The sequence below is a fragment of the Solidesulfovibrio carbinolicus genome (assembly GCF_004135975.1).
GTDB classification, from domain to species: domain Bacteria; phylum Desulfobacterota; class Desulfovibrionia; order Desulfovibrionales; family Desulfovibrionaceae; genus Solidesulfovibrio; species Solidesulfovibrio carbinolicus.
This window is the reverse complement of sequence record NZ_CP026538.1, coordinates 4,313,568-4,336,336: the sequence shown is the minus strand read 5'-3', so window position 1 is coordinate 4,336,336 and position 22,769 is coordinate 4,313,568. Positions and strand designations below refer to the sequence as shown.

Genomic DNA, 22,769 nt, shown 5'->3' with positions numbered 1-22,769 from the left:
TGACGATTGTGTGACACCAGTCGCGCCAAAGCGCAACGTCGGGCCTTGGGCGACATTTTCGTGCCGCTTCCCGAATTCCGGGCCGACAATTTGACGCGTTTTCCAAATCGGCCTAGGGTGCCATACCTCGAAAATCTCATGCGCCGGACGTATGGGCGCGAAGGGCATGGGAATGATGGCGGACTGGTTACGCAAGGCCGCGGGCGTGATGCTTGCCCTGGTTTTGGCGCTTTTCGGCGTGGCCGAGGCCCAGGACCAGACCCCGGTGGTCCTGGGCATGACGGCCGGGTTCTCCGGTCCGACCCGGGGCATGGCCGTGGAGCTCTACCGGGGGGCGCTGGCCTGCCTGGAAAGCCGCAACGTCCTGTCCGCGCCCGGGCGGCGCAAGGTCGCCCTCCACGCCGCCGACGACGGCTACGAACCCGGGCCGGCCATCGAAAACACCGTGCGTTTCCTCACCCGCGACAAGGCCCTGGCCCTTTTTTCCCAGCTCGGCACGCCCACGGTCAGCCGGGTGCTGCCGGTGCTTCGGGCCTACGCCGACCAGGGGGCGCGGCTGTTTTTTCCGGTCACGGGGCTGGAAGCCTCGCGCACCCCGCCCTATGTCCGCTACGTCTACAACCTGCGAGCCAGCTACCGCCAGGAGATCGACGCCCTGGTCGGAGCCTTCGTCGCCAGGGGGGCCACCCGGGTGGCCATCTGCCACCAAGCCGACGCCTTTGGCCGCAGCGGCTGGGACGGGGCGAGGCGGGCGCTTTCCCGGCGCAACCTCCCCCTTTGCGGCGAGGCCACCTTTGCCCGGGTGGCCACGGTGGCCGACGACATGGCCGCCCAGGCCAAGGTGCTCGCCGCCTGCAACCCCCAGGCAATCCTGCTGGTCGGGCCGGCTCCGGCCTGCGCCGCCGCCATTCGCGATTTTCGCCGGGCCGGTCTCGACGCCGCCGTCGGCGTGGTGTCCTTTGCCGGCGGCGAACTGCTCCTGCGCCAGTTGGCCGCCGAGGGCGCGCGTCTGGGCGTCAATCTGGAGCACGACGTCCTCTTCTCCCAGGTCGTGCCGGATTGGCGCGACGAGACCCTGCCGGCGGCAAACGATTACCGCCAGGCCCTGGCCGATCTGGGCGACCGCCTGCCGCCGCCCGGCGGCTGGGACACGCCGGCTTCTCAAGCCGGCAGTTCCGTGGGGTTCGAGGGCTATCTCAATGCCCGGCTTTTTCTGACGGTGCTGGACGCCATGGCCGACCCCGACGACCGCCTGGGCCTTGATGCGGCGGCTGTCGCCGTAGGGCAGACGGATATCGGCATCGGCCGGCCCGTTTCGCTGACCGGCCCCAATCATCAGGCCCTGAACATGGTCTACCTCAACACCGCTCAGGACGGCCGGCTTGTGCCCCTGGCCGCCAGCCTGGCCGTTGCCGAAACCGAGGACTGAGGGTGTCACGCCTGTTTCGCAAGACGCTGCTGGCCATCGTGCTGGTGTTCGGGGTCTCGGCCAACGCCACCGCCCTGCTGTCGGCCTGGCTGCTCCATCGCCACCTGACCGACGAATACGTCACCAAGGGCCGGGCCATCGCCATGGCCATCGCCGCCGCCAGCCCCGACGCCCTGGTCGGCGGCGACGCGGCCTCGGTCCAGGCCATGATCGACGAGTTTTTGCGCATCGACGGCGTGGGCTACGTCTTTGTGGCCGACCGGATGGGGCGCATCGCGGCCCACACCTTTTTGCCGGCCATGCCGGCCACCGTGCCCCAGGTCACGGTGAGCCACCAGGAAGCCATTTCCATCGACGACGCCGTGATCCCCGACCGGGGGGATTTCATCCAGGTCACGGCCCCGATCCTGGCCGGCGAGGCCGGACAGGTGAGCGTGGGCATGGACAAGGCCGGCATCTGGCGGGTCATGCGCGAGGCCGTCATCCGCCAGGAAGTGCTGATGCTGGCCATGTTCGCCGTGGCCGTGGTCATCTTCTACGCCCTGGTTTCAGGCATTGCCCGGCCCCTGGCCGCCCTGGCCGACTATGCCGTCAAAATCCGCGACCACGATTTCTCGGCCACCCCGCCGCCGGCCAGCGACGACGAGGTGGGCGTGCTGGCCCGGGCCATGGGCTCCATGGCCGGCCAGCTGTCGGTGCTGGTGTCCAACCTCAAGCAGGCCGTGGCCGACACCACCCGCGAACTCAACGACTCCCTGGCCCACATCCAGGCCATCATCGACAATCTGGCCGACGGCCTGCTGGTGGTTGACGACGCCGGCCGGGCCACCCTGCACAACCCGGCCCTGCTGGCCATGTTCGGCCTGACCGGAACCGATCCGGCCGGGCGCTGGGTGCGCGACGCCTTTCCGCCGGCCATGGCCGCCCTGGCCGCTTCGTGCCTCACCGACAAGGCCTGCCCGGAAACCGAGGTGGCCCTGTCCGGCGGCGGCACGGGCAAGGTCGTGGCCACGTCCTTCCGGCTGCCCGGCCAGGACCGCACGGCGGTTATTTTGCTCGTGCGCGACGTCACCGTGGAAAAGGAAGTGGACCGGATGAAGACCGAGTTCATTTCCACGGTCTCCCATGAGCTGCGCACGCCGCTGACGTCGGTGCTGGGGTTTGCCAAGATCATCCGCCGCAAATTCCTGGAGCTGGTGGTTCCGGCCCTGCCGCCAGGCGATGCCCGTATCGCGCGAGGCGCCGGGCAAATCCGCGAAAACCTCGACATCATCGTGGCCGAGGGCGAGCGGCTCACCGAACTTGTGGACGACGTGCTCGACATCGCCAAGATGGAGTCCGGGCGCTGCGAATGGGACATGGAGCCGGTGTCGTTTGCCGCTGCGGCCGACCATGCCGTCAAGGCGGCCATGCCCCTGGCGGCGCGCAAGGGCCTGGCGCTCACCGCCGACATCGCCTCGGATCTGCCGGCGGTCATGGCCGACCGCGACCGGCTGGTGCAGGTGCTGCTCAATCTCATCGGCAATGCCGTGAAGTTCACCAGCTCCGGTTGGGTGCGCCTGTCGGCCGTGGCCGTCGACGGCGAGGTGCGGGTGGCGGTGGCGGACAGCGGCGCGGGCATCGCGGCCAAGGACCTGGAAACCATTTTCGAGAAGTTCAAGCAGGCCGGGGACACGCTGACCGAAAAGCCCAAGGGCACGGGCCTGGGGCTGCCCATCTGCCGCCAGATCGTGGAACGCCACGGCGGGCGCATCTGGGCCGAATCCGTGCCCGGCCAGGGCAGCGTCTTCCGCTTCACCCTGCCGGCCCTGGCCGGCCAGGCGGCGAAAACGGCCGAGGCGGCCTGCCCGGCCAAAGCCGCGCCCACAGCCGATGGCGACGCCTCGCGGGTGCTGGTGGTGGACGACGACGACGCCGTGCGGCGCTACCTCGAAACCGTGCTGACCGAGGGCGGCTATGCCGTGGCCACGGCTCGCAGCGGGGCCGAGGCGCTCAAGCTGGCCGCCTCCTGGAAGCCCGGCTGCATCACCATGGACCTGCGCATGCCGGGCATGGACGGCCGCGAGGCCATCCGCCGGCTGCGGGCCGAGCCGGCCACCCGGGACATTCCGGTGATGGTGCTGACCGTGGCCTCCAGCCGCGAGCGGGCCGCAAGCGGGGCCGACGCGGTCCTGGCCAAACCCGTGGACGAGGAGGCGCTTTTGGCGGCCGTGCGCAACCTGCTCGAAGGTCCGGCCGAGGACGACGCCCGGCCGTGTCTGATCTATGCCGCCGACGGCGGCCGGCGGCTGTCGCGGCGGTTTCTGCTGTGTCCGGGCGAGGTGACGTCGGTGGGCGAGGAACCCGGGTTGTGGCTGGCGCTTGAGAAAGGCTTTTGCGGCACGGTCTTTGTGCCGGCCTCGCGGGGACACGACCTCGACCTGGGCAAACTCAGCGCCTATCCGGGCGTGTGCGTGATCATCATTCCCGACTGACGCGCCCGCCCGACAGGCAGGCCCGGCGGCGGTTTTGGCGGTTTGACGGACGTTTTTTGCCCGTCCGGCCCTTGACTGGCCGGCCGGGCCGCTTACCTATTTGGCGCTCGCCCAAAGCGAGTGCTGCCGGGACGCCCCCGGCCACTGGCATCGGCCCTTGACAAACCCGGGCCGAAGGTGGACTTGTTGCGGCCGGATTTCACGGCCCAAAGGCGTAAGCGGAGAGGATCATGCCCATCTACGAATACAAATGCACCAAATGCGGCAAGGAATTCGAAGTGCTTCAACGCAGCTTCGACGTGGACGAAGCGCCCTGCGAATACTGCGGCGCTCCCGGCAAGCGCTTCATGTCCAACACCTCGTTCGTGCTCAAAGGCACGGGCTGGTACGTGACCGACTACAAGGCCAACGGCGGTTGCAGCGCTTCGGGCAACGCGGCCAACGGGTCCAACGGTTCGTCCAAGCCCGCCGACGCCCCGGCCGCCGAGGCGGCGGCTCCGGCCTCGCCCTGCGCTTCCGGCGGCTGTTCGTCCTGCCCGAGCGCCTCCGCGTCCAGCTCCGACGCCTAGACCGCTCCCGCTCCGATTTTCGTTTCGTCGCGCCGGCCCGACAGGGCTGGCGCGACGGGCTTTTTGGCGTCCTTCAAACACCTTGAACGCCTATTCCCAACCCGCCATGCGGCGCAGCCGACAGCGCTCCCGCGCCCAAAGGGTCTTGGCGCGTTCGCGCTTTTCGACGTAATATCCGTCCCTTACCGAACCTAGGAGGGGTTTCCAAAGGGGCTCAGCCCCTTTGGCCGCCGGAGGCATGCCTTTCTCTCCCCATCCCCATCCCCTCCCGCTACAATCCCAGCAACCGGCGCACGACGGCCAACCCTAGGCGTTCTTCCAGCACGTCGGCCAGCCGGTCCAGGGCCGGGTCGATGTCGTAGGGCGTCAGCCGTGTGATGGGTTCCTGTCCCCGGCGCTGGCGCAGGGTGTTGAGGAAGTGGCGGCGGAAGGCGTCGGCGTCGAAGAGGCCGTGCAGATAGGCGCCCCAGATCGGCGCGTCGTTTCGGGCGTAGGCCAGGGGTTGGCCGTCGGCCCGGGCGGCGATGACGTCCAGGGCGGCGGCGTTGCCCGAGGTCTCGGTGACGCCGTGGTGGATCTCGTAGCCGCGAAGGGGCAGTCCGGTGGGCGCGTGGACGGCATCGGTTGCGGTCAGGGTTTTTTCGGCGGCCAGGCGGGTGGCGAGCGGCAGCAGGCCCAGGCCGGCGGCGTGGCCGCGATCCGATTCCAGGCCCAGGGGATCGGCCACGGTCTCGCCGAGCATTTGCAGGCCGGCGCAGATGCCGACGATTTCGGTTGTGCCGGCGGCGGCCAGTGCGGTCAGGGCGGCGGCCAGGCCGGAGTCCCTGAGCCAGGCCAGGTCGGCCAGGGTGTTTTTGCTGCCAGGCAGCAGCACGGCGTCGGGCCGGCCGAGCTTGCCGGCTTCGCGCACCCGGCGCAGGCGCGTGTCGGGTTCCACGGCCAGGGCGTCGCAGTCCGTGGCGTTGGAGAGATGCGGCAGGTCGATGACCGCGATGTCGAGCAGGGCCGGGTCGGCCGGCGGGGTATCGGGCAGGGACCGGCCGTCCTTGAAGGTGACCGAGTCCTCGTCGGGCAGGCCGAGATCGGGCAGAAAGGGGACAACGGCCAGCACGTCACGCCCGGTGCGCCGGGCGAGGAAGTCGTTGGCCGGGGCCAACAGCGTGGCGTCGCCCCGGAAGCGGTTGAGCACATAGCCGGCGACAAGCCCCCGTTCGGACTCAGGCAGGCATTCCATGGTGCCCAGCAGCCCGGCGTAGGCGCCGCCCCGGTCGATGTCGGCGGCCAGCAGCACGCTGGCCCCGGCATGGCGGGCCATGGTCATGTTGACGATGTCGTGGGCCTTGAGATTGACCTCGGCCGGGCTGCCGGCCCCTTCGAGCACCATGACGTCGGCCTGGCCGGCCAGGGCGTCGTAGGCCTCCCGGGCGGCGGCAAAGGCCGTGGGCTTGTAGGCGATGTACTGCCCGACGCGCATGGTTCCGACGGGTTTGCCAAGGACAATGACCTGGGAGCCGAGATCCGAGGTGGGCTTTAAAAGGATGGGGTTCATGCGCGCGTCCGGGGCCAGCCGGCAGGCCCGGGCCTGGACGATCTGCGCCCGGCCCATTTCCAGTCCGTCGGCCGTGACTCCGGAATTGAGCGACATGTTTTGCGATTTAAACGGCGCGACCTTGTAGCCGGCCCGGGCCAGCAGCCGGCACAGGCCGGCGGTGAGCACGGACTTGCCGGCGCTGGAGGTGGTCCCCTGGACCATGAGCGCCGGGGTTTTGGGCCGGGGGCGCGACGCGGGCATGGGGCAGGCGGCCAGCACGGCGGCCAGGGCGGCCAGGATGCGGTCGGTCTCGGCCTCGGGGCGCACGGCGACGCGCAGGTAGCGGTCGGACAGGCCCGAGAAATTGGAGCAGTCGCGAAGGGCCACGCCGTGCTCGGCCAGTAGCCGGCGGCAGACCTCCGGGGCGTTGGGGCCGGAAAGCGACAGCCGGGCCAGGAGGAAGTTGGCCTGGCTCGGGAAGACCGTCAGCCCAAGGCCGGCCAGTCCCTCGGCCAGCCGATGGCGCAGGCCGGGCAGGGCGGCCCGGGTCTCTTCCAGAAAGGCCGTGTCGGCCAGGGCGCCCAGGCCCACGGCCTGGGGGAGCGTTCCCACCGACCACGGGGCCAGGGTGCGGCGCACCCAGTCGGCCAGATCCGGGCTGGCGGCGAGCAGCCCCAGGCGCAGGCCGGGCACGGCGAAGCTTTTGGTGAGCGAAAGCAGCACGGCCACGTTGTGGGGCCGGTCCTCGCCGGCAAGGCTCGTAAATCCGGGCACGAAATCGGCAAAGGCTTCATCAATCAGAAACAGGCTCTGGGGATGGCGGCCGGCCAGCTCAACGATGGCCCCGGCCTCGGTGACGACGCCGGTGGGGTTGGCCGGGCTTGCGATGACCACCAGGGAGGGCGAGCGCAGCACGGCCTCGATGCGGTCGAGCTGGGGGGCAAACCCGTCGAATTCCGAGCCGGGCAGCCGGCGCACGTCCATGCCGGACTTGTGGCAGGCCACGGCGTAGTCGGTGTAGGCCGGGGAGGGGATGACCGCCCGGGCAAGGCCGGTGCAGCGCGGCAGGGCGAAAAGGAGCTGGCTTGTGCCGTTGCCGGCCACGAAATGGGAGGCTGGTGCGCCGTAGCGGGCCGAGGCGGCCTCAAGGAGCGCCGTGCAGTCCGGGTCCGGGTAGTGGACGAGGTCGGCGACGGCGGCGCTCAACACGTCGCGCAGCCAGGGCGGCGGCCCGAGGGGATTGATGCTGGCCGAGGCGTCGAGAATGTCCGAAGGGTCGCGCCCGGCTTCGGCGGCCAGGGCGCGCAAGTTGCCCCCGTGGGGAAATGCTTTTTCTTTCAATTAATTGACTGCTTTTTGCGGCATCACCAGCACGAGATGCCAGCCTGTGGCGCGAAGGCGCGCCGCCAGCACCATGTCCTTGCCCGAGACAAAGGCCATGGGCCACTTCTTTTCCGTTTCGGCCCGTTCGATGACGGCCTCGCCGATGGCGTTTAGGGCGTCGTCGGGGGAATCCTCGGCCTTGTCCAGGCCCATGGCGGCCAGCCCCCGGTCGGCCCGGAAGTAGACCACGGCCTCCTCGGCCTTGGCGTTTATGGCGTCGATGGCGGCGGCCAGCCTGGGGTCGCTGACGGCGATGGCCTTGCCACGCCGGTTCATCAGAAAGGCCCGCGCCCCGGGGATGGCGGCCAGATCGGCCATGACCCGGCCGGAAAGCTGGCTGATGGTGACGTCGCGCGACGACACGGCAAGCACGGTTTCGCCGTCGTAGACCGGGCAGGACACCGTGACCATCATGCCGTCCCCGGCCAGATCGAGGTAGGGCGACTGCCAGCCGCAGGCCTTGGCCGCGAAATCGGCGGCTGTGTAAAAGTCCTTGTCCGTGGGCTTATAATTGTTGACGGCCTCCACCAGGGGCAGGTTGGGGTAGATGGCGAATCCCTGGTCCGGGGTGGTCAGGTAGACCCAGGAGTAGGGCAGCGCGCCGTAGGCGGCGGCCATGGCCGGGGCGAGGCTGTCCAGGGCGGCCAGCTCCCGGAAGAGATTGTCGGAGAAGTTTTCGCCGTCGTAGAAATAGAGGGACTGGCAGGGGGCCTTGGCGGCCGGGTCCGGGCCGCAGGGGCCTTGGAGGTCGCGGAAGGCCACCGTGCCGTCCTTGACGGCGTAGCTTTGCAGCAGCCGGCTGCGGGCCTCGGGGACCATGGTGGGCGTTGCCCGGTAGAGTTCCTTGTAGGCCGCGCCAAGGCTTTTGGCACTTTGCTCCACGGCCAAAAGGGCGTCGTCGAGGCGGCCGGCGGCACTGGCGGCCAGGGCCAGGGCGTATTTCGGCGGCGTGGACGAAGCGGCCGGGGCGTTGGCCGGGCACAGCAGGCAGCAGGCGAGGATGATTCCGAAAGCGGCGGTCGCGAAACGCATGGCGGCTGCCTCCTTGGCGGTCACTGCATGATGAGATGCCAAAACACGGAAAAAAGCCCAAGGATCATGCCGACCACGGCCACGGTGAAGACGATGTCCGGGATCGGCGAAAAGGTCTTGGCGCCGGTGTTGATGCAGCGTCGGATGTACCAGAAGCGCCACACGGCCACAACCATGACCAGCACGCCCACGCCGAAGGTGGACAGCGTCACGGTCTCGGTGTGCAGGTGCTTGTGGGCCATGCCCTCGAACATGGGCACGTTTTGCAGCTGGCGGATAAAAAAGTCGAAGCGCTCGATGACGAAGCTGAAACCGAAAAGGGCCAGTCCGGTGCGGCACCAGGCCAGAAAGGTGCGTTCGTTGGCTAGGTGGTTGCGCTGCCAGGCGAGAAGGACCTGGGGGTTGGTGAGGTCGTAGGGCCGGGCGTCCGGGACCGGGGTCGCGGCAGGGAGAGCGTCTTTTGCGTCGGGCATGGGGCCTCCGGATCTGGGGACAGCCTAACGCATGGCGACGGGGCGGGGCAAGGCGGGTTCGGGGCTTTCGCCGGACCGGGCCCGGCTGGGGCAATAAGACATTTGCATTGTTGCGCAAGCGTGCATATGTATGGGCCATGAACAACGACACGCTCCCTTGCGGCGATTTCAGCGGGTTCTGCCGACATGTGCGGCCCGAGGTGTTCAAGGCCTTGAGCGACCCAACCCGGTTGGCCATCCTGGCCCGGGTGGCCGGAGCCGATGGGCCGCTCACCGTCAGCCAGGCTTCCCATTGCTGCGGCATCCATTTCTCCGGCGTCTCGCGGCATTTGAAGGCGCTCAAGGAGGCCGGGCTTCTGTCGGTCGAGAAACGCGGTCGGGACGTGGCCTATCGGCCGAACCTCGGCGCGTTGGCCGCCGGACTTCGCGCCCTGGCCGACGCCATCGACGCCTGTCCGGCCCGCTCGGGCGGCGGGACAGGCAGCCCCGGCGGGAGCGGCGGGAGGTGTTGTGCAACCGAAGCGGGAGGCAAGTATGGAAAATGATGCACTGCGCGCGGCTATTTCCACAGCCTATGCCAAGGCGTTGGAAGCGGCGAGCCAAGGCGGCGGGGGCGGTTGCTGCGGCGGGTCCGGCTGCTGTGGCGCGGGCGGCGGCACGCTTATCGAGCTGGCCGGCTACGGCCCGGAACGCGAGCAACACGTCCAGGCCGCGGCCACGTCTTTCGGTTGCGGCAATCCCTTGGCCTTTTCAGGCGTGGAACCGGGCCAGACCGTGCTGGATCTGGGGTCCGGGGCCGGCTTTGATCTGCTTATCGCCGCCGACCGGGTTGGTCCGACCGGGAAGGTCGTCGGGGTGGACATGACCGAAGCCATGCTGGCCGCCGCCCGGGAGAATATTGCCCGGGCCGGCCTTGATTCCGTGATCGAAGTGCGCCAGGGGCATATCGAGGCCCTGCCTGTGGCCGATGCCTCGGTGGACTGGGTCATTTCCAACTGCGTCATCAACCTGTCCACGGACAAGGCGGCGGTATTTGCCGAAATATTCCGGGTGCTGCGGCCGGGCGGGCGCATCGCCATTTCGGACATCGTGGCCGAGGATCTGCCGCCGGCCGTACTGGCCAGTGTGGCCGGCCATGCCGCCTGCGTGTCCGGGGCGATTTCCGAGGCGGCCTATCTGGCCGGGCTGGCCGGAGCGGGATTGGTTGATGTGGCCGCGCCGGAGCGGCTGGTCTATTCGGCGGAGCAGTTGCGGGCGCTGTTTGGCGAGGCCCTGTCCGAGACCCTGGAATCGCTGGGCGGGGTGGATTTCGCGGATGTCGTGGCCGGCAAGGTGGCCAGTCTGCGTTTTGTCGGGCGCAAGCCGGGATAAGGCAAACAAGGGCGCCGGGCGAGCCTGTGGGCCAGCGCCGCAGGCCGGATGACCGCCGCAAAAAAACGGGGGCCGCGCCAGCGCGCGGCCCCCGTGACGGTAACTTGGAGGAAACGGGTCGGCTAGTACATGCCGCCCATGCCGCCCATGCCGCCGCCGGGCATCGGGGGCATGTCCTTTTTCGGCTCGGGCTTCTCGGCGATGGCCGCCTCGGTGGTCAGGAGCAGGCCGGCCACGGAGGAGGAGTTCTGCAGGGCGATGCGGGTGACCTTCTTGGGGTCGATGACGCCGGCCTTGATCAGGTCTTCGTATTCGCCGGTGGCGGCGTTGAAGCCGAAGCCGTCCTTGCCGTCGCGCACCTTGGCCACGACGATGGAGCCTTCGAAGCCGGCGTTGCCGGAGATCTGGCGCAGGGGCTCTTCGATGGCGCGGCGCACGATCTCGATGCCGGCCTGCTCGTCGTCGTCCACGGCCTTGATGCCGGTCAGGCTCTTGACGCAGCGCACGAGAGCGACGCCGCCGCCAGGAACGATGCCTTCCTCAACGGCCGCGCGGGTGGCGTTAAGGGCGTCTTCGACGCGGGCTTTCTTTTCCTTCATCTCGGTCTCGGTGGCCGCGCCGACATTGATGACGGCCACGCCGCCGACGATCTTGGCCAGACGCTCCTGCAGCTTTTCCTTGTCGTAGCTGGAGGTGGTCTCTTCGATCTGGGCGCGGATCTGCTTGACCCGGGCCTTGATCTTGTCGCCGTCGCCGGCGCCGTCAACGATGGTGGAATTTTCCTTGTCCACGATGACGCGCTTGGCCTTGCCGAGGTCGGCCAGGGTCATGTTCTCGAGCTTGATGCCCAGGTCTTCGGACACGCACTGGCCGCCGGTCAGGGTGGCGATGTCTTCGAGCATGGCCTTGCGGCGATCGCCAAAGCCCGGGGCCTTGACGGCGCAAACCTGCAGGGTGCCGCGCAGCTTGTTGACGACCAGGGTGGCCAGGGCCTCGCCCTCGATGTCTTCAGCCACGATCAGCAGGGGGCGGCTCATCTTGGCGACCTGCTCCAGCACGGGCAGCAGATCCTTCATGGCGGTGATCTTCTTCTCGTTAATCAGGATCAGCGGCTCGTCGAGCTCGCACACCATGCGCTCGGGATCGGTGATGAAATAGGGGGAGAGGTAGCCGCGGTCGAACTGCATGCCTTCGACGACGTCAAGGGTGGTTTCCATGCCCTTGGCTTCCTCGACGGTGATGACGCCTTCCTTGCCGACCTTGTTCATGGCTTCGGCGATGATGTTGCCGATGGTGGCGTCGGAGTTGGCGGAAATGGTGCCGACCTGGGCGATCTCTTTCTGGTCGCGGGTGGGCTTGGCCAGGGTCTCCAGCTCGGCCACGACAGAGGCCACGGCCTTGTCGATGCCGCGCTTGATGGCCATGGGGTTGCGTCCGGCGGCCACGAGCTTGACGCCTTCGGTGAAGATGGCCTGGGCCAGGATGGTGGCGGTGGTGGTGCCGTCGCCGGCGATGTCGGAGGTCTTGGACGCGACTTCCTTGACCATCTGGGCGCCCATGTTCTCGAACTTGTCTTCCAGTTCGATCTCCTTGGCCACGGTCACGCCGTCCTTGGTGATGATCGGGGAACCGAAGGACTTCTCGATGACGACGTTGCGGCCCTTGGGTCCAAGGGTGACCTTCACGGCGTTGGCCAGCTTGTCGACGCCTCTTTTCAGCTTCTCGCGGGCCTTGGAATCAAAAAGAATTTCTTTGGCAGCCATGTATGTTCTCCTTGCGCTAGAATACGGAATGGTTGGAGCGAATAAGGCGCGAAGCCCTAGGCTTCGATGACGGCCAGGATGTCGTCCTCGCGCATGACGAGGAAGTCTTCGTCATCGACCTTGATCTCGGTGCCGGCGTACTTGTTGAACAGCACGAGGTCGCCCTTCTCGACATGCATCTTCAGGTGCTTGCCGTCTTCGGCCAGCTTGCCCGGACCCACGGCGATGACTTCGCCCTTCATGGGCTTTTCCTTGGCCGAGTCAGGGATGATGATGCCGCCCTTGGTGACTTCTTCCTGTTCGAGACGCTTAACCAGCACACGATCGCCTAAGGGTTTGAGCTTCATACAATAACCTCCATGGTTTTTGGCGGATGGGTTGGCTGCTGGCACTCGCTTGCATCGAGTGCCAGCGCCGGCGGGAAACTATCTAAACACATTGTCGTGAAAGGCAAGGGGGCGGCTCGAAAAAAGTTTGGCGGCCGCGCAAATTTCATCTCCAAAACAAGTAGCTTATATATTGAAGGATTTTGGATGAAAGCGGGCAGATGGCAGATGGTCTGCTGTTTCAGGAGGCCTTTTGGGCGGTTTTTGGGACGCAAGAGACCCTTGTGAAAGGAATCACGCTGTTGCGGCGGGTGGCATTTTCCAGTAAACCGCATAAACTTGACGCTCTCTCCACAGGGGCCTAGAACCATTTAATAGCAGGCGGCCGCGTTGCTAGCGGATGGTTTTGCCTCGCGGCGGAGGCGGAGCGTGTGTCCCAGGCGGTCCCCTAACCTTTTTATCGAGGTGCCTATGCTCGACACGCTGGTCTTTGTGACGGTGCTGCTGCCATTTTTGGTCGCAGCCGTGTTGCTCGTTTTGCGAGAGCAAAACGTGCGCAAGGTCATCCTGGTCGCCACGGCGGGAGTGCTCATACTCGCGTCGTTGGCCATGCTTCGGGGCGGCGCGTTTATCATGTCGCCGGCGCCACTATGGGGTTCACTGGTCACCCTTGGTGACTTCCTGATCCTCGGCGTGGTGTTGCTGGTCGGCTTGAAACGCAAAAACCAGATCATCGTATGGCTCACCGTGGCCCAGATCGTCGGACTTATCTGGTTCGACTTCTTCATGATCAAGGACCACGGCGCGACGCCGGCCTTTTTCGCGGACGACCTCAGCCTCGTCATGGTGCTGGTGGTGTCCATCGTCGGTTCCCTCATCGCCGTGTACGGCATCGGCTACATGAAGGAACACGAGGAACATCTGCATCTGACCACGTCGAAACAGCCTCAGTTCTTCTTCTTCATCGTCCTGTTCCTGGGCGCCATGAACGGCCTGGTTTTGGCCAACAACATGCTGTGGATGTACTTCTTCTGGGAATGCACCACGCTGTGTTCGTTCATGCTCATCGGCCATGACGACACCGAGATCGCCCGCAAGAACGCGGAACGCGCCCTGTGGATGAACGTGCTCGGCGGCACGGCCTTCCTGTTTGGCGTCATGCTCCTGTACAAGGTCACCGGCACCCTGTCGCTCCAGGAGATCCTGGCTCGCGGACCGGAATTCGCCGTGGCCGGCGGGGCCATCCTCGTGCCCATGTTCCTGCTGGTCTTCGCCGGCATGACCAAGGCCGCCCAGGCCCCGTTCCAGAGCTGGCTCACCGGGGCCATGGTGGCTCCCACCCCGGTTTCGGCCTTGCTCCACTCCTCGACCATGGTCAAGGCCGGCGTCTACATCATCGTGCGCCTGGCCCCGATCTACGCCGGCACCTACTTCAGCAACTTCGTGGCCCTGTTCGGGGGCTTCGTGTTTTTGGCCACGGCCTGCCTGGCCGCCGGCCAGTCCAACGGCAAGAAGATCCTGGCCTACTCCACCATCTCCAACCTGGCGCTCATTATCGCCTGCGCCGGCATCAACACCCCGGCCGCCATCACCGCGGCCATCCTGCTGATCCTGTTCCACGCCATCTCCAAGGCGCTCATGTTCCTGTGCGTCGGGGCCATCGAACAGAAGATCGGCTCCCGCGACATCGAGGACATGCGCGGCCTGTTCGCCCGCATGCCCCGCACGGCCCTGGTCGCCGTCATCGGCATCCTGACCATGATGCTGCCGCCCTTTGGCATGCTCATGGCCAAGTGGATGGCCATCGAGTCGGCCCACGGCCAGTTCCTGCTCATGATCATGCTGGCCCTGGGTTCGGGCGTCACCGTGCTCTTCTGGTGCCGCTGGGCCGGCCTCATGCTGGCCACGCCCTTTGCCAAGGCCGCTCCCGAAGCCCAGGACAGCACCATCCGGGGACCGCTCTACCTCCTGGCCGGCCTGGCCGTGGTGTTGAGCTTCTTCTCGCCCCTGGTCTACAACGGCCTGGTCGCTCCCGTGGTGACCATGTACTACAAGACCGCGCCCTACGTGCTGCGATTTGGCAACTTCGAATCGTCCACCGGCGTCTTTTTGGTCTATCCGCTGTTTATCCTGCTTGGCCTGGGCTTTTTCTTCGCCCTGCGCCAGACCCGCAAGATCACGGCCGCCCAGGCGGTTGGACCCTACATGTGCGGCGAGCAGACCTCCGTTGACGGCAAGCCCGGCTTCCTTGGCCCCCTTGGCCAGAACGTCACGGCCGTGTCCGGCAACTACTACCTGGAACAGTTCTTTGGAGAGGCCATGCTCTCCAAGTGGATCAACGTCATCGCCCTGGCCGTGCTGGTGATCATGCTCTTTGGAGGCGCCCTGTGATGACCAAAATCCTTCTCGCCGTCCTGGCCCTGGTCGCGGCCCCGATTCTCGGCGCGCTCATTACCGGCGTGGACCGCCGCATCACCGCCTGGCTGCAGTCCCGCTACGGCCCGCCGATCCTGCAGCCCATCTACGACGTGCTCAAGCTCCTGGGCAAACAGCCCATGCTGGTCAACACCTGGCAGGCCCTTTGCGCCTACGTCTACCTCGTGGGCGCGGCCCTGTCCGTGGTCTTGCTCTTCACCGGCTCCGACCTGCTGCTCATCTTCTTCGTGCTGACCATCGGCGCGGTCTTCCTGGTCATGGGCGCCCTGGCCTCGCCGTCGCCCTACAGCCAGATCGGCGGCCAGCGCGAGCTGCTCCAGATGCTGGCCTACGAGCCGCTTCTCATCCTCGTGTTTGCCTCCATCGCCATGGTGACCGGCAGCTTCAAGGTCAGCGCGGTCTTTGAACTCAGCCGGCCCATGCTGTATGACCTGCCGCTGATGTTCATTGTCCTTGGCTACGCGCTCACCATCAAGCTGCGCAAATCGCCCTTTGACATCTCGGCCAGCGCCCACGCCCACCAGGAACTGGTGCGCGGCGTCTACACCGAGTACTCCGGGCCCTACCTGGCCATGATCGAGATCGCCCACTGGTACGAGGTGATCCTGGTCCTTGGCATCTGCGCGTTGTTCTGGTCCACCAGCTTTGTCGGCATGATCGTGCTCGTGGCCCTGACCTACATGGCCGAAATCATCGTGGACAACGTCACGGCGCGCCTCACCTGGCGGGTCATGCTCAAGTCCGCCGTCGGCATGGGGCTGGTCCTCACCGTGGTCAACTTGCTGTGGCTCTATGCCCAATAACCACCGAGAAGCCAAAAGAGAGAGCACGCCATGTTAGGCAATCTGATCAATCAGGGACGCATCAAATCCCCGTGGGTGGTCCACTTCGACTGCGGCAGCTGCAACGGCTGCGACATCGAGGTGCTGGCCTGCCTCACGCCCCTTTACGACATTGAACGCTTCGGCATCTTAAACATCGGCAACCCCAAGCACGCCGACGTGCTGCTTGTGACCGGCACCGTCAACCAGCGCAACAAGCACGTGCTCAAAAACATCTACGACCAGATGCCCACCCCCAAGGCCGTCATCGCCATCGGCGCCTGCGGCTGCTCGGGCGGCGTGTTCCGCGAAGCCTACAATGTCGTCGGCGGCGTGGACAAGGTCATCCCCGTGGACGTGTACGTGCCCGGCTGCCCGGCCCGCCCCGAGGCCATCATCGACGGCGTGGTGGCGGCCCTGGAAAAAGTGAAGAAACTGCTCGGCATGACCGCCTAAGGGTTGCCGAGAACTCGGATGCAACCGGGGTTTTCCCCGATTTCCAGGAGATTACCGTGCTGGAAACGATACCTCTGAGCCTCGATCAAGTCGCCGCCGTGGCCAAGGAGTGCTTTGACGACGGCTGGCGGCAGGTCACCATGTCCGCCGTGGACTGCGGCGAGGCCGGCTTCGAAATCCTGTATCACTACGACAAAGATCTGGTCATGAAGCACTACCGGCTCTCCATCCCCAAGGAGACCGTGGTGCCGAGCATCTCGCCGGTGTACTTCTGCGCGCTGCTCATCGAAAACGAGATCCGCGACCAGTTCGGCATCTGCTTCTCCGACATCGTCCTCGATTTCGGCGGGGCCTTGTACCTTGAAGCTGAAGTCCGCGCCATGCCGTTCTGCAAGGTCAGCGTGGCCGAAAAACAGTCTTAAAGAGGGAAGCATATGGCCCGTACTATATTGCCGTTCGGCCCGCAGCACCCGGTCTTGCCGGAGCCGCTGCACTTAAAGCTCACCATCGAGGACGAAATCGTCGTCGAGGCCCTGCCCACCCTGGGCTACGTCCACCGCGGGCTGGAAAAACTCTGCGAAGTCCGCGACTTCAACCAGATGATCCAGATCGTCGAGCGCGTTTGCGGCATCTGCTCCTGCCTGCACGCCCTGTGCTACTGCGAAGGCGTCGAGCAGATCATGGGCGTGGAAGTGCCGCGTCGCGCCAAGTACCTGCGCACCATCTGGGGCGAGCTGCACCGTGTGCACTCCCACCTGCTGTGGCTGGGCCTTTTTGCCGACAGCTTCGGCTTCGAGAGCCTTTTCATGCAGTTCTGGCGCGTGCGCGAACGCATCATGGACATCATGGAAGCCACTTGCGGCAACCGCGTCGTGGTTTCCGTCAACGTCATCGGCGGCGTGCGCCGTGACCTGACCCCGGAACAGTGCAAGTGGATCGAAGAGCAGGTCGCCATCGCCGAGAAGGAGATCCGTCAGCTCAGCTCCACCATGCTTAACGACTACACCGTGAAAAAGCGCTGCTGCGGCAAGGGTGTGCTCTCCAAGGACCAGGCCTACCAGCTTGGGGCCGTGGGCCCCATGCTGCGCGGTTCCGGCTGGGCCCAGGACGCCCGCCAGACCGGTTACGCCGCCTTTGGCGAACTGGGCTTCGAGCCCATCGTCGAATACGACGGCGACTCCTACGCCCGCTCGGCCGTGCGTTTCCGCGAGACCCTCCAGTCCCTGGACATCGTCCGCCTGGCCATCGCCCGCCTGCCCGAAGGCGAAATCGCCGCCAAGGTCAAGGGCAAGCCCCAGGGCGAGACCGTCACCCGGGTCGAGCAGCCGCGCGGCGAACTCATGTACTACCTCAAGGCCGACGGCTCCAAGCACATGGACCGGGTGCGCATCCGCACCCCGACGTTCGCCAACATTCCGCCGCTTCTGGCCATGCTGCCGGGCTGCGAGTTGGCCGACGTGCCGGTCATCGTGCTCTCCATCGACCCCTGCATCAGCTGCACCGAACGGTAAACAAGGAGCGCGCTGCCATGTTCAACATGACCAAGAACGTCGTCGCGAACCTCTTCTCCAAAAGCTCCACGCGGCTCTATCCGTTTGCCGTGCGGGGCCATTTCGAGGGGTTTCGGGGGACGCTGCACATCAACATCGACGAGTGCATCTTCTGCCGCACCTGCATGATCAAATGCCCGTCCCAGTGCATTGCCGTGGACAACAAGGCCGGCACCTGGACCTGCGAAGCCATGAGCTGCGTGTACTGCGGCGTGTGCGTGGACGTCTGCCCCACCGGCTGCCTGTCCATGTCCAAGGAGCATCGCCCCGTGGCCACGGAAAAGCAGACCATGGCCTACCAGGGCGTGCCCAAGAAAAAGAAAAAGGAAGCCGCCGAATAGCGACTTCCCCTCACCACTTCATCCAAGCGCCCGGCTGCCGTATGCACGGCGGCCGGGCGCTTGCCGTTTTCGCCCATGGCGGGTATCAGGCCGTATGCGGGACATTCCTGCCGCCCACTGGTGCGACCGCGCCATCGCCTGGGCGTCGTGCGCCGTGTTTCTCGCCTTTTTATTGCTGCACCTGGGAATCCACGGCTATTGGGCGCTGACGGACACCACGCCGCCCGATGTCGTGGAGCCGCGGGCTTACGCCAATGTGCTCGGCGACCTTGAACCCAGGCTCTCGGTTGTTGCCCGCGAGATACCTGGCCTGCCCTATGCCGTGGGCATCGACGCCGAAGGCTGGCGGCGCACCGGGCCTGCGGCCGATACGCCGGATCCCTTGCGCGTCTTGTGCCTGGGCGACTCCTTTACCTACGGCGTGGGCGTGGCCGACCGCGAAGCCTATCCCGCTCTGCTCGAAACCTATCTGCGAAAACGTTTTCCGGCGCGCGGGGTCTCGGTCGTCAACGCCGGGGTTCCCTTCTACGATATCTTTGACGAACTCTCCTATTACCGTGAAAAAGGGCGCTTATTGCGCCCGGATCTGGTGATTGTCCAATTCTACGCCAATGACCTGGAAGCCATGGCCGGCTCTTTTTTTCGCGAGGATCTCAAGGTGCGCCAGGGCGGCCGGTACAATCCTTTTGACCAGGGGCTTGGGCGCGAAAAGGTCGAGCGCGTCCTGATCAGTTGGTTCGAGGCCCAGGTGCCCTGGCTTATGGACGGCTTGCGCAACCGGCCGTCGTCGGGCGGTCCTTCGCCGGCCGCTTCCGGTCCCTTCAAGGCCTATCATCTCCAGGCCACGCCGGAAGAAAAGCGCCATCTGAACGACAAGGCGGCGTTGCTCGATGCCGCCAGTCTGCCGGCCATGGAGCGGTTTTGGGACAACTACCGCAAGGCGTTGCTCGAACTGCGCGACGCGGTCCGGGCCGACGGAGCCCAGCTTCTGCTGTTCCTGGCGCCGGACGTGCTCCAAATGCGGGAAAACAAGAATGCTCCCGGGGCCGCCCTGGTGGAAGCGTGCCGGGCCGCCGGCATTCCCGTCCTCGACATGACCACGGTGCTGCGGTCCATGTCCGGCGACAATCCCGACTTGTTTTACCTTACCCCGAAAAACAACCACCCCAACGTTCACGGGCATACGGTCATGGCCAAGCTCCTGGCCGAATCCTTGGGGTACGACCAGGCCGGGCGGTTGCGGGTCGATCCGGCGGCAGAGGCTTTTGCCTATGCCGACCCTATTGTCCGCATTCTGCGTTTTTCGCCCCAGGGCATCGCCGCCGAACGGGAAGGACCCATGACCGTGGTTCCGGTCCGCAGCGACAACCTTGCCTTTTTCGACGTCACCATGGAAGGCGGCAACCATATTAACGGGTTGCGGCCCGATTTGCGCCGCAAGCCCACCGGGGAACTCGTCGTGCGCATCGACGCCGACATGCCCCTGGACATGGTCTCGGTCACGCTGTTTCGGCGGGTGTTTCCGCCGGTCAACGGCTTTGTGCAACTGGCCTGGTCACGGGATGGGACGCGCTACGAACAATTGCAGTTCGTCTCGGACTCCGCCGGAGATGGGGCTGCCGGCTTTGAAAACGGACGGCTTTCGGAAATCGATCTGCGCCAAGCTCCGTGCGCCCGGCTGTATCTGCGGCTGGTCGTGCACAACGAAGCCTGCGTTTTCGGGGAGACGGCCGACCTGCCTTGGCGGCGCTTTGAAATTGTCGGCTACCCTTCCCAGGCGCTCTACCCGCGAAGCCACAGATAGACCCGGGTGGCCAGCCTGTCCAGGACCACGGCCGGGTTGACCTGGGCCACCAGGGCCTCCTGGCATTCGGCCAACAGCAGATCCAGGCGGCGGGGCACGTCGGGTTCCCCGCAGGCGCTCAGGCGGCCGGCCAGGGGCGTGTCGGTCCGGCCGGCCAGACACGCGGCCAGCTCCCGAGCCAGTTCGGTCAGGACCCGTTCGGCCGTCAGCCGCGACGGCCGGCCCTTGACGCCGGTGAACCAGCCACGGCCCGAGCGCCAGAAGGCGTAGAGGGCGTCGATGATGGGCCAGGGATCGTCCTCGCTGCCGGCCGGCAGGGGCCGGGAGGCGTCGGGCCAGGCCAGGGTCAGGACGAAGGAGCGCGACACCAGGGTGGGAAACAGCCGCTCGCGCTGGGGAGTCAGCAGCACGAAGGCGTTGCCGGGCCGGGGTTCTTCCATGGCTTTTAAGAGCGCATTGGCGGCCTCGTCGGTCAGCGCCTGGGCCTGGGCCAGAATGACCACCCGCCAGCCGGCCCCGCGCGGCGGTTCGCCGACCAGTGCGCGCACCTCACGCATGTCGGCCACCTTGATGGTTTCCAGGCCGCCGTCGAAATAAAGCAAATCCTTGAACACGAAGTCGCGGATCTGGATGCAGATGGGGCAGACGCCGCAGGGCGGACGGCCCGCGCCGCAGTTGAGGCGCGCCGCCAGCCACATGGCCATGGCCGCGCGTTCGTCGGCCGTGCCGCCTTCGAGGATGAGCGCCTGGGGCATGGCCCGGGCCAGGCAGTCCAGGCCGGCCAGGACCTGGGCCTGGCGCGGCGCGACGCCAAACGGCAACGAATCAGTGGCGGCAAGCATCAAGCACCTCTCGGACGCCGTCCGGTAAACACATCCACAGCGGCGACGAACGACCGCCGCAACTTGCTCCGCCCCCCCCCAATCAGGGGGTCCGGGGGGCTTAGCCCCCGGCCGCCGGAGGCATCTTATCTCTTACAACTCACCAACATTAATATCTTTCTCCGCCTTGATCCGATCGCGCAGGCGTTCGAGACGGGCGGTGAGGTAGGCCAGTTCGTAGGGTTCGGGCAGCTCCTCGAAGTCGTGGCGGTCGCCTTCGTAGACGTCGAGGTCCAGGGCGGCGCGCTCGGCAACCAGCCGCACGTATTCGGCGTAGTCGGGAAATTCCAGGGGCTTGCCCGGGGCGCGCAGGCCGCGGGCGAAATCCAGAGCTTCGACGTAGGCGGCGGTGTCGAGCATGGTGCTGGAGCGTTCGGACATGGCGGGCCTCCTTTGCGGCTGTGGCGGCTGCCTGGGGTTAGCCCAGATAGCCTTCGCGTTCAAGGTAGAGAAGCACTTCCTGGGCGGCCTCGGAGGGGTCGATATCGGTAGTGTCGAGGCGGATTTCGGGGTTTTCCGGGATTTCGTAGGGATCGTCGAGACCGGTTACGCCGGTGACGAGGCCGGCCCGGGCCTTGGCGTACAGGCCCTTGCGGTCGCGCTGTTCGCACACGAAAAGGGGCGTGGCCACGTGGATCTCAATGAAGCCGCCGTGTGGGGCGACGAGGTCGCGGGCGGCCTGGCGTCCGGCGGCGTAGGGCGCGATGGGGGCGCAGATGGCGATGCCGCCGTTTTTGGCGATCTCGCTGGCCACAAACCCGATGCGGGAGATGTTCAAGTTCCGGTGCTGCTTGGAAAAGGTGAGCTCGCTTGACAGGTGACGGCGCACGATGTCGCCGTCCAGGAGCGAGACCGGTCGGCTGGCCAGTTCCATGAGGGCGACATAGAGCAGTTTGGCCAGGGTGGATTTGCCGGCTCCGGACAGGCCGGTCATAAAAAGCGCCAGCCCTTGGCGGGAGCGGGGCGGAAAGGCCCGGCGCAGCTCGGCGGCGACGTCGGGGAGCAGGAAGCTTGCCGGGATGTCCTGGTCAAAGGCCAGGCGACGGCGGATGTCTTCCTGGTCCAAGGCCGGGGCGGCCTCGCCCGAGGCCAGGGAGGCGGCGGGCAGGAAGCGGCCCTGGCTTGGCGCATAGGCCATGGCCGGGGCTTCGAGGACGGTGTAGCCGGCTTCGGCGGCGTGGGCGCGCAGGAGTTCGGGGACGGCTTGCTCGGGATAGAACCGGGAGCCGTTTTGGGGGAACGGGTCGGCGTAGCCGGGCCGGGCCAGGACATGGGTGGCCCCGAGGTTGACCTGGACCAGGGCTTCGTACAGGGCCTGGCGTGGGCCGGCGGCCAGGATGGGCATAGGCAGCAGGGCGAGCTGGGCGGCGTTTTTGGGAAAAGCGGCAGCGGCCAGGCGGGCGCAGCGCACGGCGGCAAAGTGCGCCATGCCCCCGGCCATGGCGTCGCCCACGGTGTGCAGCAGCAGCAGGCGCGTCCCGGCCGTGGCCGCGGCGGCTTCGAAGGCGGCCCGGTCGGGTTCGGTCAGGATGCCGGCGAACTGGCAGGCCAAAACGGCCCGCCAGCCGCGCCGGGCAAAGCCTTCGAGCAGCGCGGCCGGGGACAGGCGCAGGTCGGTGAAGTCCGGGTGTTGGGGCAGGGCCACGCCTTCCACCTCGCCGGCCACGCGCCAGGGATGGAGGGTGGCGGCGTATTGGGCGGCGGCCGGGTGTTCGGCCAGGGTGGCCGCGCCGAAAAGCGCCAGGGCATGGCGGGCCGGATCGTCGGGCCAGGCGTCGGCCACGGTGAGCACGGCCAGCATGAAGCCTTCGGGATCGCGCAGGGCGAGCTTGTCGCCGGGCGACAGGCTGCGTCCGAGTTCGGCCGGGATGTCGAGGCTGGCCGGCATGGGGACGAGTTCGCCGGTGGGCAGGCGCAGGGTTTCCAGGACGCTTTGGACGGCCTCGCGGCCCAGGTAGCCGGTGAGCGGATAAAGCGCCCCGGTCAGGAGCAATTCCAGGCTAAGGAGCTGATCCTGGCGCAGGGCGTGTGAGGAGAAGCCGGCCGATTCGTGACGGAGTTCCTCGGCCCGGCGGTGGTGGACCAGCAGATTCTGGGCGTGTCGTTGCATAGGGTGGACCTTTGCCGCC

General features: G+C 66.5%; 20 protein-coding genes. 12 read left to right on the top strand and 8 right to left on the bottom strand.

Annotated elements, in window-relative coordinates:
* The first annotated feature begins 208 nt into the window (after positions 1-208).
* From C3Y92_RS19375 to C3Y92_RS19365, 3 genes are all read left to right on the top strand, one after another.
* A complete protein-coding gene (locus C3Y92_RS19375) occupies positions 209-1,429 on the top strand; it encodes an ABC transporter substrate-binding protein (protein WP_235669718.1) in 1,221 nt (406 codons plus the stop codon).
* Positions 1,430-1,431: 2 nt separating this feature from the next.
* Positions 1,432-3,903 (top strand): ATP-binding protein, encoded by a 2,472-nt coding sequence (locus tag C3Y92_RS19370; RefSeq protein ID WP_129355425.1) that lies wholly within the window; start codon positions 1,432-1,434, stop codon positions 3,901-3,903.
* Between the two features lie 230 nt (positions 3,904-4,133).
* Positions 4,134-4,472, top strand: coding sequence for an FmdB family zinc ribbon protein (locus C3Y92_RS19365; protein WP_129355423.1), 339 nt, complete (start codon positions 4,134-4,136; stop codon positions 4,470-4,472).
* A 271-nt stretch (positions 4,473-4,743) separates the two neighbouring features.
* On the opposite strand, the gene C3Y92_RS19360 is transcribed toward C3Y92_RS19365, so the two are convergent.
* From C3Y92_RS19360 to C3Y92_RS19350, 3 genes are read right to left on the bottom strand one after another with little or no spacing between them, the layout of a single operon-like run.
* Positions 4,744-7,344, bottom strand: coding sequence for a cobyric acid synthase (locus C3Y92_RS19360; protein WP_129355421.1), 2,601 nt, complete (start codon positions 7,342-7,344; stop codon positions 4,744-4,746).
* Positions 7,345-8,418: a PDC sensor domain-containing protein gene (locus C3Y92_RS19355; RefSeq protein WP_129355419.1), complete on the bottom strand. Its 1,074-nt coding sequence runs from the start codon at positions 8,416-8,418 to the stop codon at positions 7,345-7,347.
* A 20-nt stretch (positions 8,419-8,438) separates the two neighbouring features.
* Positions 8,439-8,891: a YidH family protein gene (locus C3Y92_RS19350; protein WP_129355417.1), complete on the bottom strand. Its 453-nt coding sequence runs from the start codon at positions 8,889-8,891 to the stop codon at positions 8,439-8,441.
* 137 nt (positions 8,892-9,028) lie between these two features.
* On the opposite strand from C3Y92_RS19350, the gene C3Y92_RS19345 reads away from it, so the two are divergent.
* Positions 9,029-9,436 carry an ArsR/SmtB family transcription factor gene (locus tag C3Y92_RS19345; protein WP_129355415.1) on the top strand — a complete coding sequence of 136 codons (408 nt, stop codon included), beginning with the start codon at positions 9,029-9,031 and terminating at the stop codon, positions 9,434-9,436.
* Entirely contained in the window at positions 9,426-10,262 is an 837-nt protein-coding gene (locus tag C3Y92_RS19340) for a methyltransferase domain-containing protein (RefSeq protein WP_129355413.1), read from the top strand. Before C3Y92_RS19345 ends, C3Y92_RS19340 begins: the two co-directional genes overlap by 11 nt.
* A 122-nt stretch (positions 10,263-10,384) precedes the next feature.
* Here the strand turns inward: C3Y92_RS19340 and groL are convergent, their stop codons facing one another.
* Together groL and groES are read right to left on the bottom strand one after the other, a co-directional pair.
* Complete coding sequence (groL, locus tag C3Y92_RS19335) at positions 10,385-12,025, bottom strand: chaperonin GroEL (protein ID WP_129355411.1); 1,641 nt, start codon at positions 12,023-12,025, stop codon at positions 10,385-10,387.
* Between the two features lie 56 nt (positions 12,026-12,081).
* Positions 12,082-12,372, bottom strand: a complete 291-nt coding sequence (groES, locus tag C3Y92_RS19330; protein ID WP_006919070.1) for a co-chaperone GroES — start codon at positions 12,370-12,372, stop codon at positions 12,082-12,084.
* 450 nt (positions 12,373-12,822) lie between these two features.
* On the opposite strand from groES, the gene C3Y92_RS19325 reads away from it, so the two are divergent.
* The 7 genes from C3Y92_RS19325 (at position 12,823) to C3Y92_RS19295 (ending at position 19,759) form a co-directional block, all read left to right on the top strand.
* A complete protein-coding gene (locus C3Y92_RS19325; protein WP_129355409.1) occupies positions 12,823-14,742 on the top strand; it encodes an NADH-quinone oxidoreductase subunit 5 family protein in 1,920 nt (639 codons plus the stop codon).
* Positions 14,742-15,590 carry a respiratory chain complex I subunit 1 family protein gene (locus C3Y92_RS19320; protein WP_129355407.1) on the top strand — a complete coding sequence of 283 codons (849 nt, stop codon included), beginning with the start codon at positions 14,742-14,744 and terminating at the stop codon, positions 15,588-15,590. The genes C3Y92_RS19325 and C3Y92_RS19320 overlap by 1 nt, the downstream gene beginning before the upstream one ends.
* 30 nt (positions 15,591-15,620) lie before the next feature.
* Positions 15,621-16,064 (top strand): NADH-quinone oxidoreductase subunit B family protein, encoded by a 444-nt coding sequence (locus tag C3Y92_RS19315; RefSeq protein ID WP_006919067.1) that lies wholly within the window; start codon positions 15,621-15,623, stop codon positions 16,062-16,064.
* Between the two features lie 56 nt (positions 16,065-16,120).
* Positions 16,121-16,486, top strand: a complete 366-nt coding sequence (locus C3Y92_RS19310) for an NADH-quinone oxidoreductase subunit C (RefSeq protein ID WP_006919066.1) — start codon at positions 16,121-16,123, stop codon at positions 16,484-16,486.
* 12 nt (positions 16,487-16,498) lie between these two features.
* A complete protein-coding gene (locus C3Y92_RS19305) occupies positions 16,499-17,575 on the top strand; it encodes a hydrogenase large subunit (protein ID WP_129355405.1) in 1,077 nt (358 codons plus the stop codon).
* 17 nt (positions 17,576-17,592) lie between these two features.
* Complete coding sequence (locus tag C3Y92_RS19300) at positions 17,593-17,955, top strand: 4Fe-4S binding protein (protein ID WP_129355403.1); 363 nt, start codon at positions 17,593-17,595, stop codon at positions 17,953-17,955.
* A 94-nt stretch (positions 17,956-18,049) separates the two neighbouring features.
* A complete protein-coding gene (locus tag C3Y92_RS19295; RefSeq protein ID WP_129355401.1) occupies positions 18,050-19,759 on the top strand; it encodes an SGNH/GDSL hydrolase family protein in 1,710 nt (569 codons plus the stop codon).
* Here C3Y92_RS19295 and C3Y92_RS19290 read toward each other — a convergent pair.
* The 3 genes from C3Y92_RS19290 to cysC all read right to left on the bottom strand — a co-directional run bounded on the left by C3Y92_RS19290 (position 19,738) and on the right by cysC (position 22,750).
* The gene (locus C3Y92_RS19290; RefSeq protein ID WP_129355399.1) at positions 19,738-20,601 is read right to left on the bottom strand and encodes a DNA polymerase III subunit delta'; all 864 of its coding nucleotides are present in this window, start codon (positions 20,599-20,601) and stop codon (positions 19,738-19,740) included. The genes C3Y92_RS19295 and C3Y92_RS19290 overlap by 22 nt on opposite strands.
* A gap of 132 nt (positions 20,602-20,733) precedes the next feature.
* Positions 20,734-21,021 (bottom strand): exonuclease V subunit alpha, encoded by a 288-nt coding sequence (locus C3Y92_RS19285; protein ID WP_129355398.1) that lies wholly within the window; start codon positions 21,019-21,021, stop codon positions 20,734-20,736.
* Positions 21,022-21,058: 37 nt separating this feature from the next.
* A complete protein-coding gene (gene cysC, locus C3Y92_RS19280) occupies positions 21,059-22,750 on the bottom strand; it encodes an adenylyl-sulfate kinase (protein WP_129355396.1) in 1,692 nt (563 codons plus the stop codon).
* Positions 22,751-22,769: the final 19 nt, after the last annotated feature.

Excerpts from the sequence above, each read along its gene's own strand:
- C3Y92_RS19295 (WP_129355401.1), top strand. The coding sequence starts at position 18,050 with ATGCGGGACATTCCTGCCGCCCACTGGTGCGACCGCGCCATCGCCTGG.
- C3Y92_RS19375 (WP_235669718.1), top strand. The coding sequence starts at position 209 with ATGCTTGCCCTGGTTTTGGCGCTTTTCGGCGTGGCCGAGGCCCAGGAC.
- C3Y92_RS19320 (WP_129355407.1), top strand. The coding sequence starts at position 14,742 with ATGACCAAAATCCTTCTCGCCGTCCTGGCCCTGGTCGCGGCCCCGATT.
- groES (WP_006919070.1), bottom strand. The coding sequence starts at position 12,372 with ATGAAGCTCAAACCCTTAGGCGATCGTGTGCTGGTTAAGCGTCTCGAA.
- groL (WP_129355411.1), bottom strand. The coding sequence starts at position 12,025 with ATGGCTGCCAAAGAAATTCTTTTTGATTCCAAGGCCCGCGAGAAGCTG.
- C3Y92_RS19285 (WP_129355398.1), bottom strand. The coding sequence starts at position 21,021 with ATGTCCGAACGCTCCAGCACCATGCTCGACACCGCCGCCTACGTCGAA.
- C3Y92_RS19315 (WP_006919067.1), top strand. The coding sequence starts at position 15,621 with ATGTTAGGCAATCTGATCAATCAGGGACGCATCAAATCCCCGTGGGTG.
- C3Y92_RS19345 (WP_129355415.1), top strand. The coding sequence starts at position 9,029 with ATGAACAACGACACGCTCCCTTGCGGCGATTTCAGCGGGTTCTGCCGA.
- C3Y92_RS19355 (WP_129355419.1), bottom strand. The coding sequence starts at position 8,418 with ATGCGTTTCGCGACCGCCGCTTTCGGAATCATCCTCGCCTGCTGCCTG.
- C3Y92_RS19350 (WP_129355417.1), bottom strand. The coding sequence starts at position 8,891 with ATGCCCGACGCAAAAGACGCTCTCCCTGCCGCGACCCCGGTCCCGGAC.
- C3Y92_RS19365 (WP_129355423.1), top strand. The coding sequence starts at position 4,134 with ATGCCCATCTACGAATACAAATGCACCAAATGCGGCAAGGAATTCGAA.
- C3Y92_RS19305 (WP_129355405.1), top strand. The coding sequence starts at position 16,499 with ATGGCCCGTACTATATTGCCGTTCGGCCCGCAGCACCCGGTCTTGCCG.
- C3Y92_RS19340 (WP_129355413.1), top strand. The coding sequence starts at position 9,426 with ATGGAAAATGATGCACTGCGCGCGGCTATTTCCACAGCCTATGCCAAG.
- C3Y92_RS19325 (WP_129355409.1), top strand. The coding sequence starts at position 12,823 with ATGCTCGACACGCTGGTCTTTGTGACGGTGCTGCTGCCATTTTTGGTC.
- cysC (WP_129355396.1), bottom strand. The coding sequence starts at position 22,750 with ATGCAACGACACGCCCAGAATCTGCTGGTCCACCACCGCCGGGCCGAG.
- C3Y92_RS19300 (WP_129355403.1), top strand. The coding sequence starts at position 17,593 with ATGTTCAACATGACCAAGAACGTCGTCGCGAACCTCTTCTCCAAAAGC.
- C3Y92_RS19290 (WP_129355399.1), bottom strand. The coding sequence starts at position 20,601 with ATGCTTGCCGCCACTGATTCGTTGCCGTTTGGCGTCGCGCCGCGCCAG.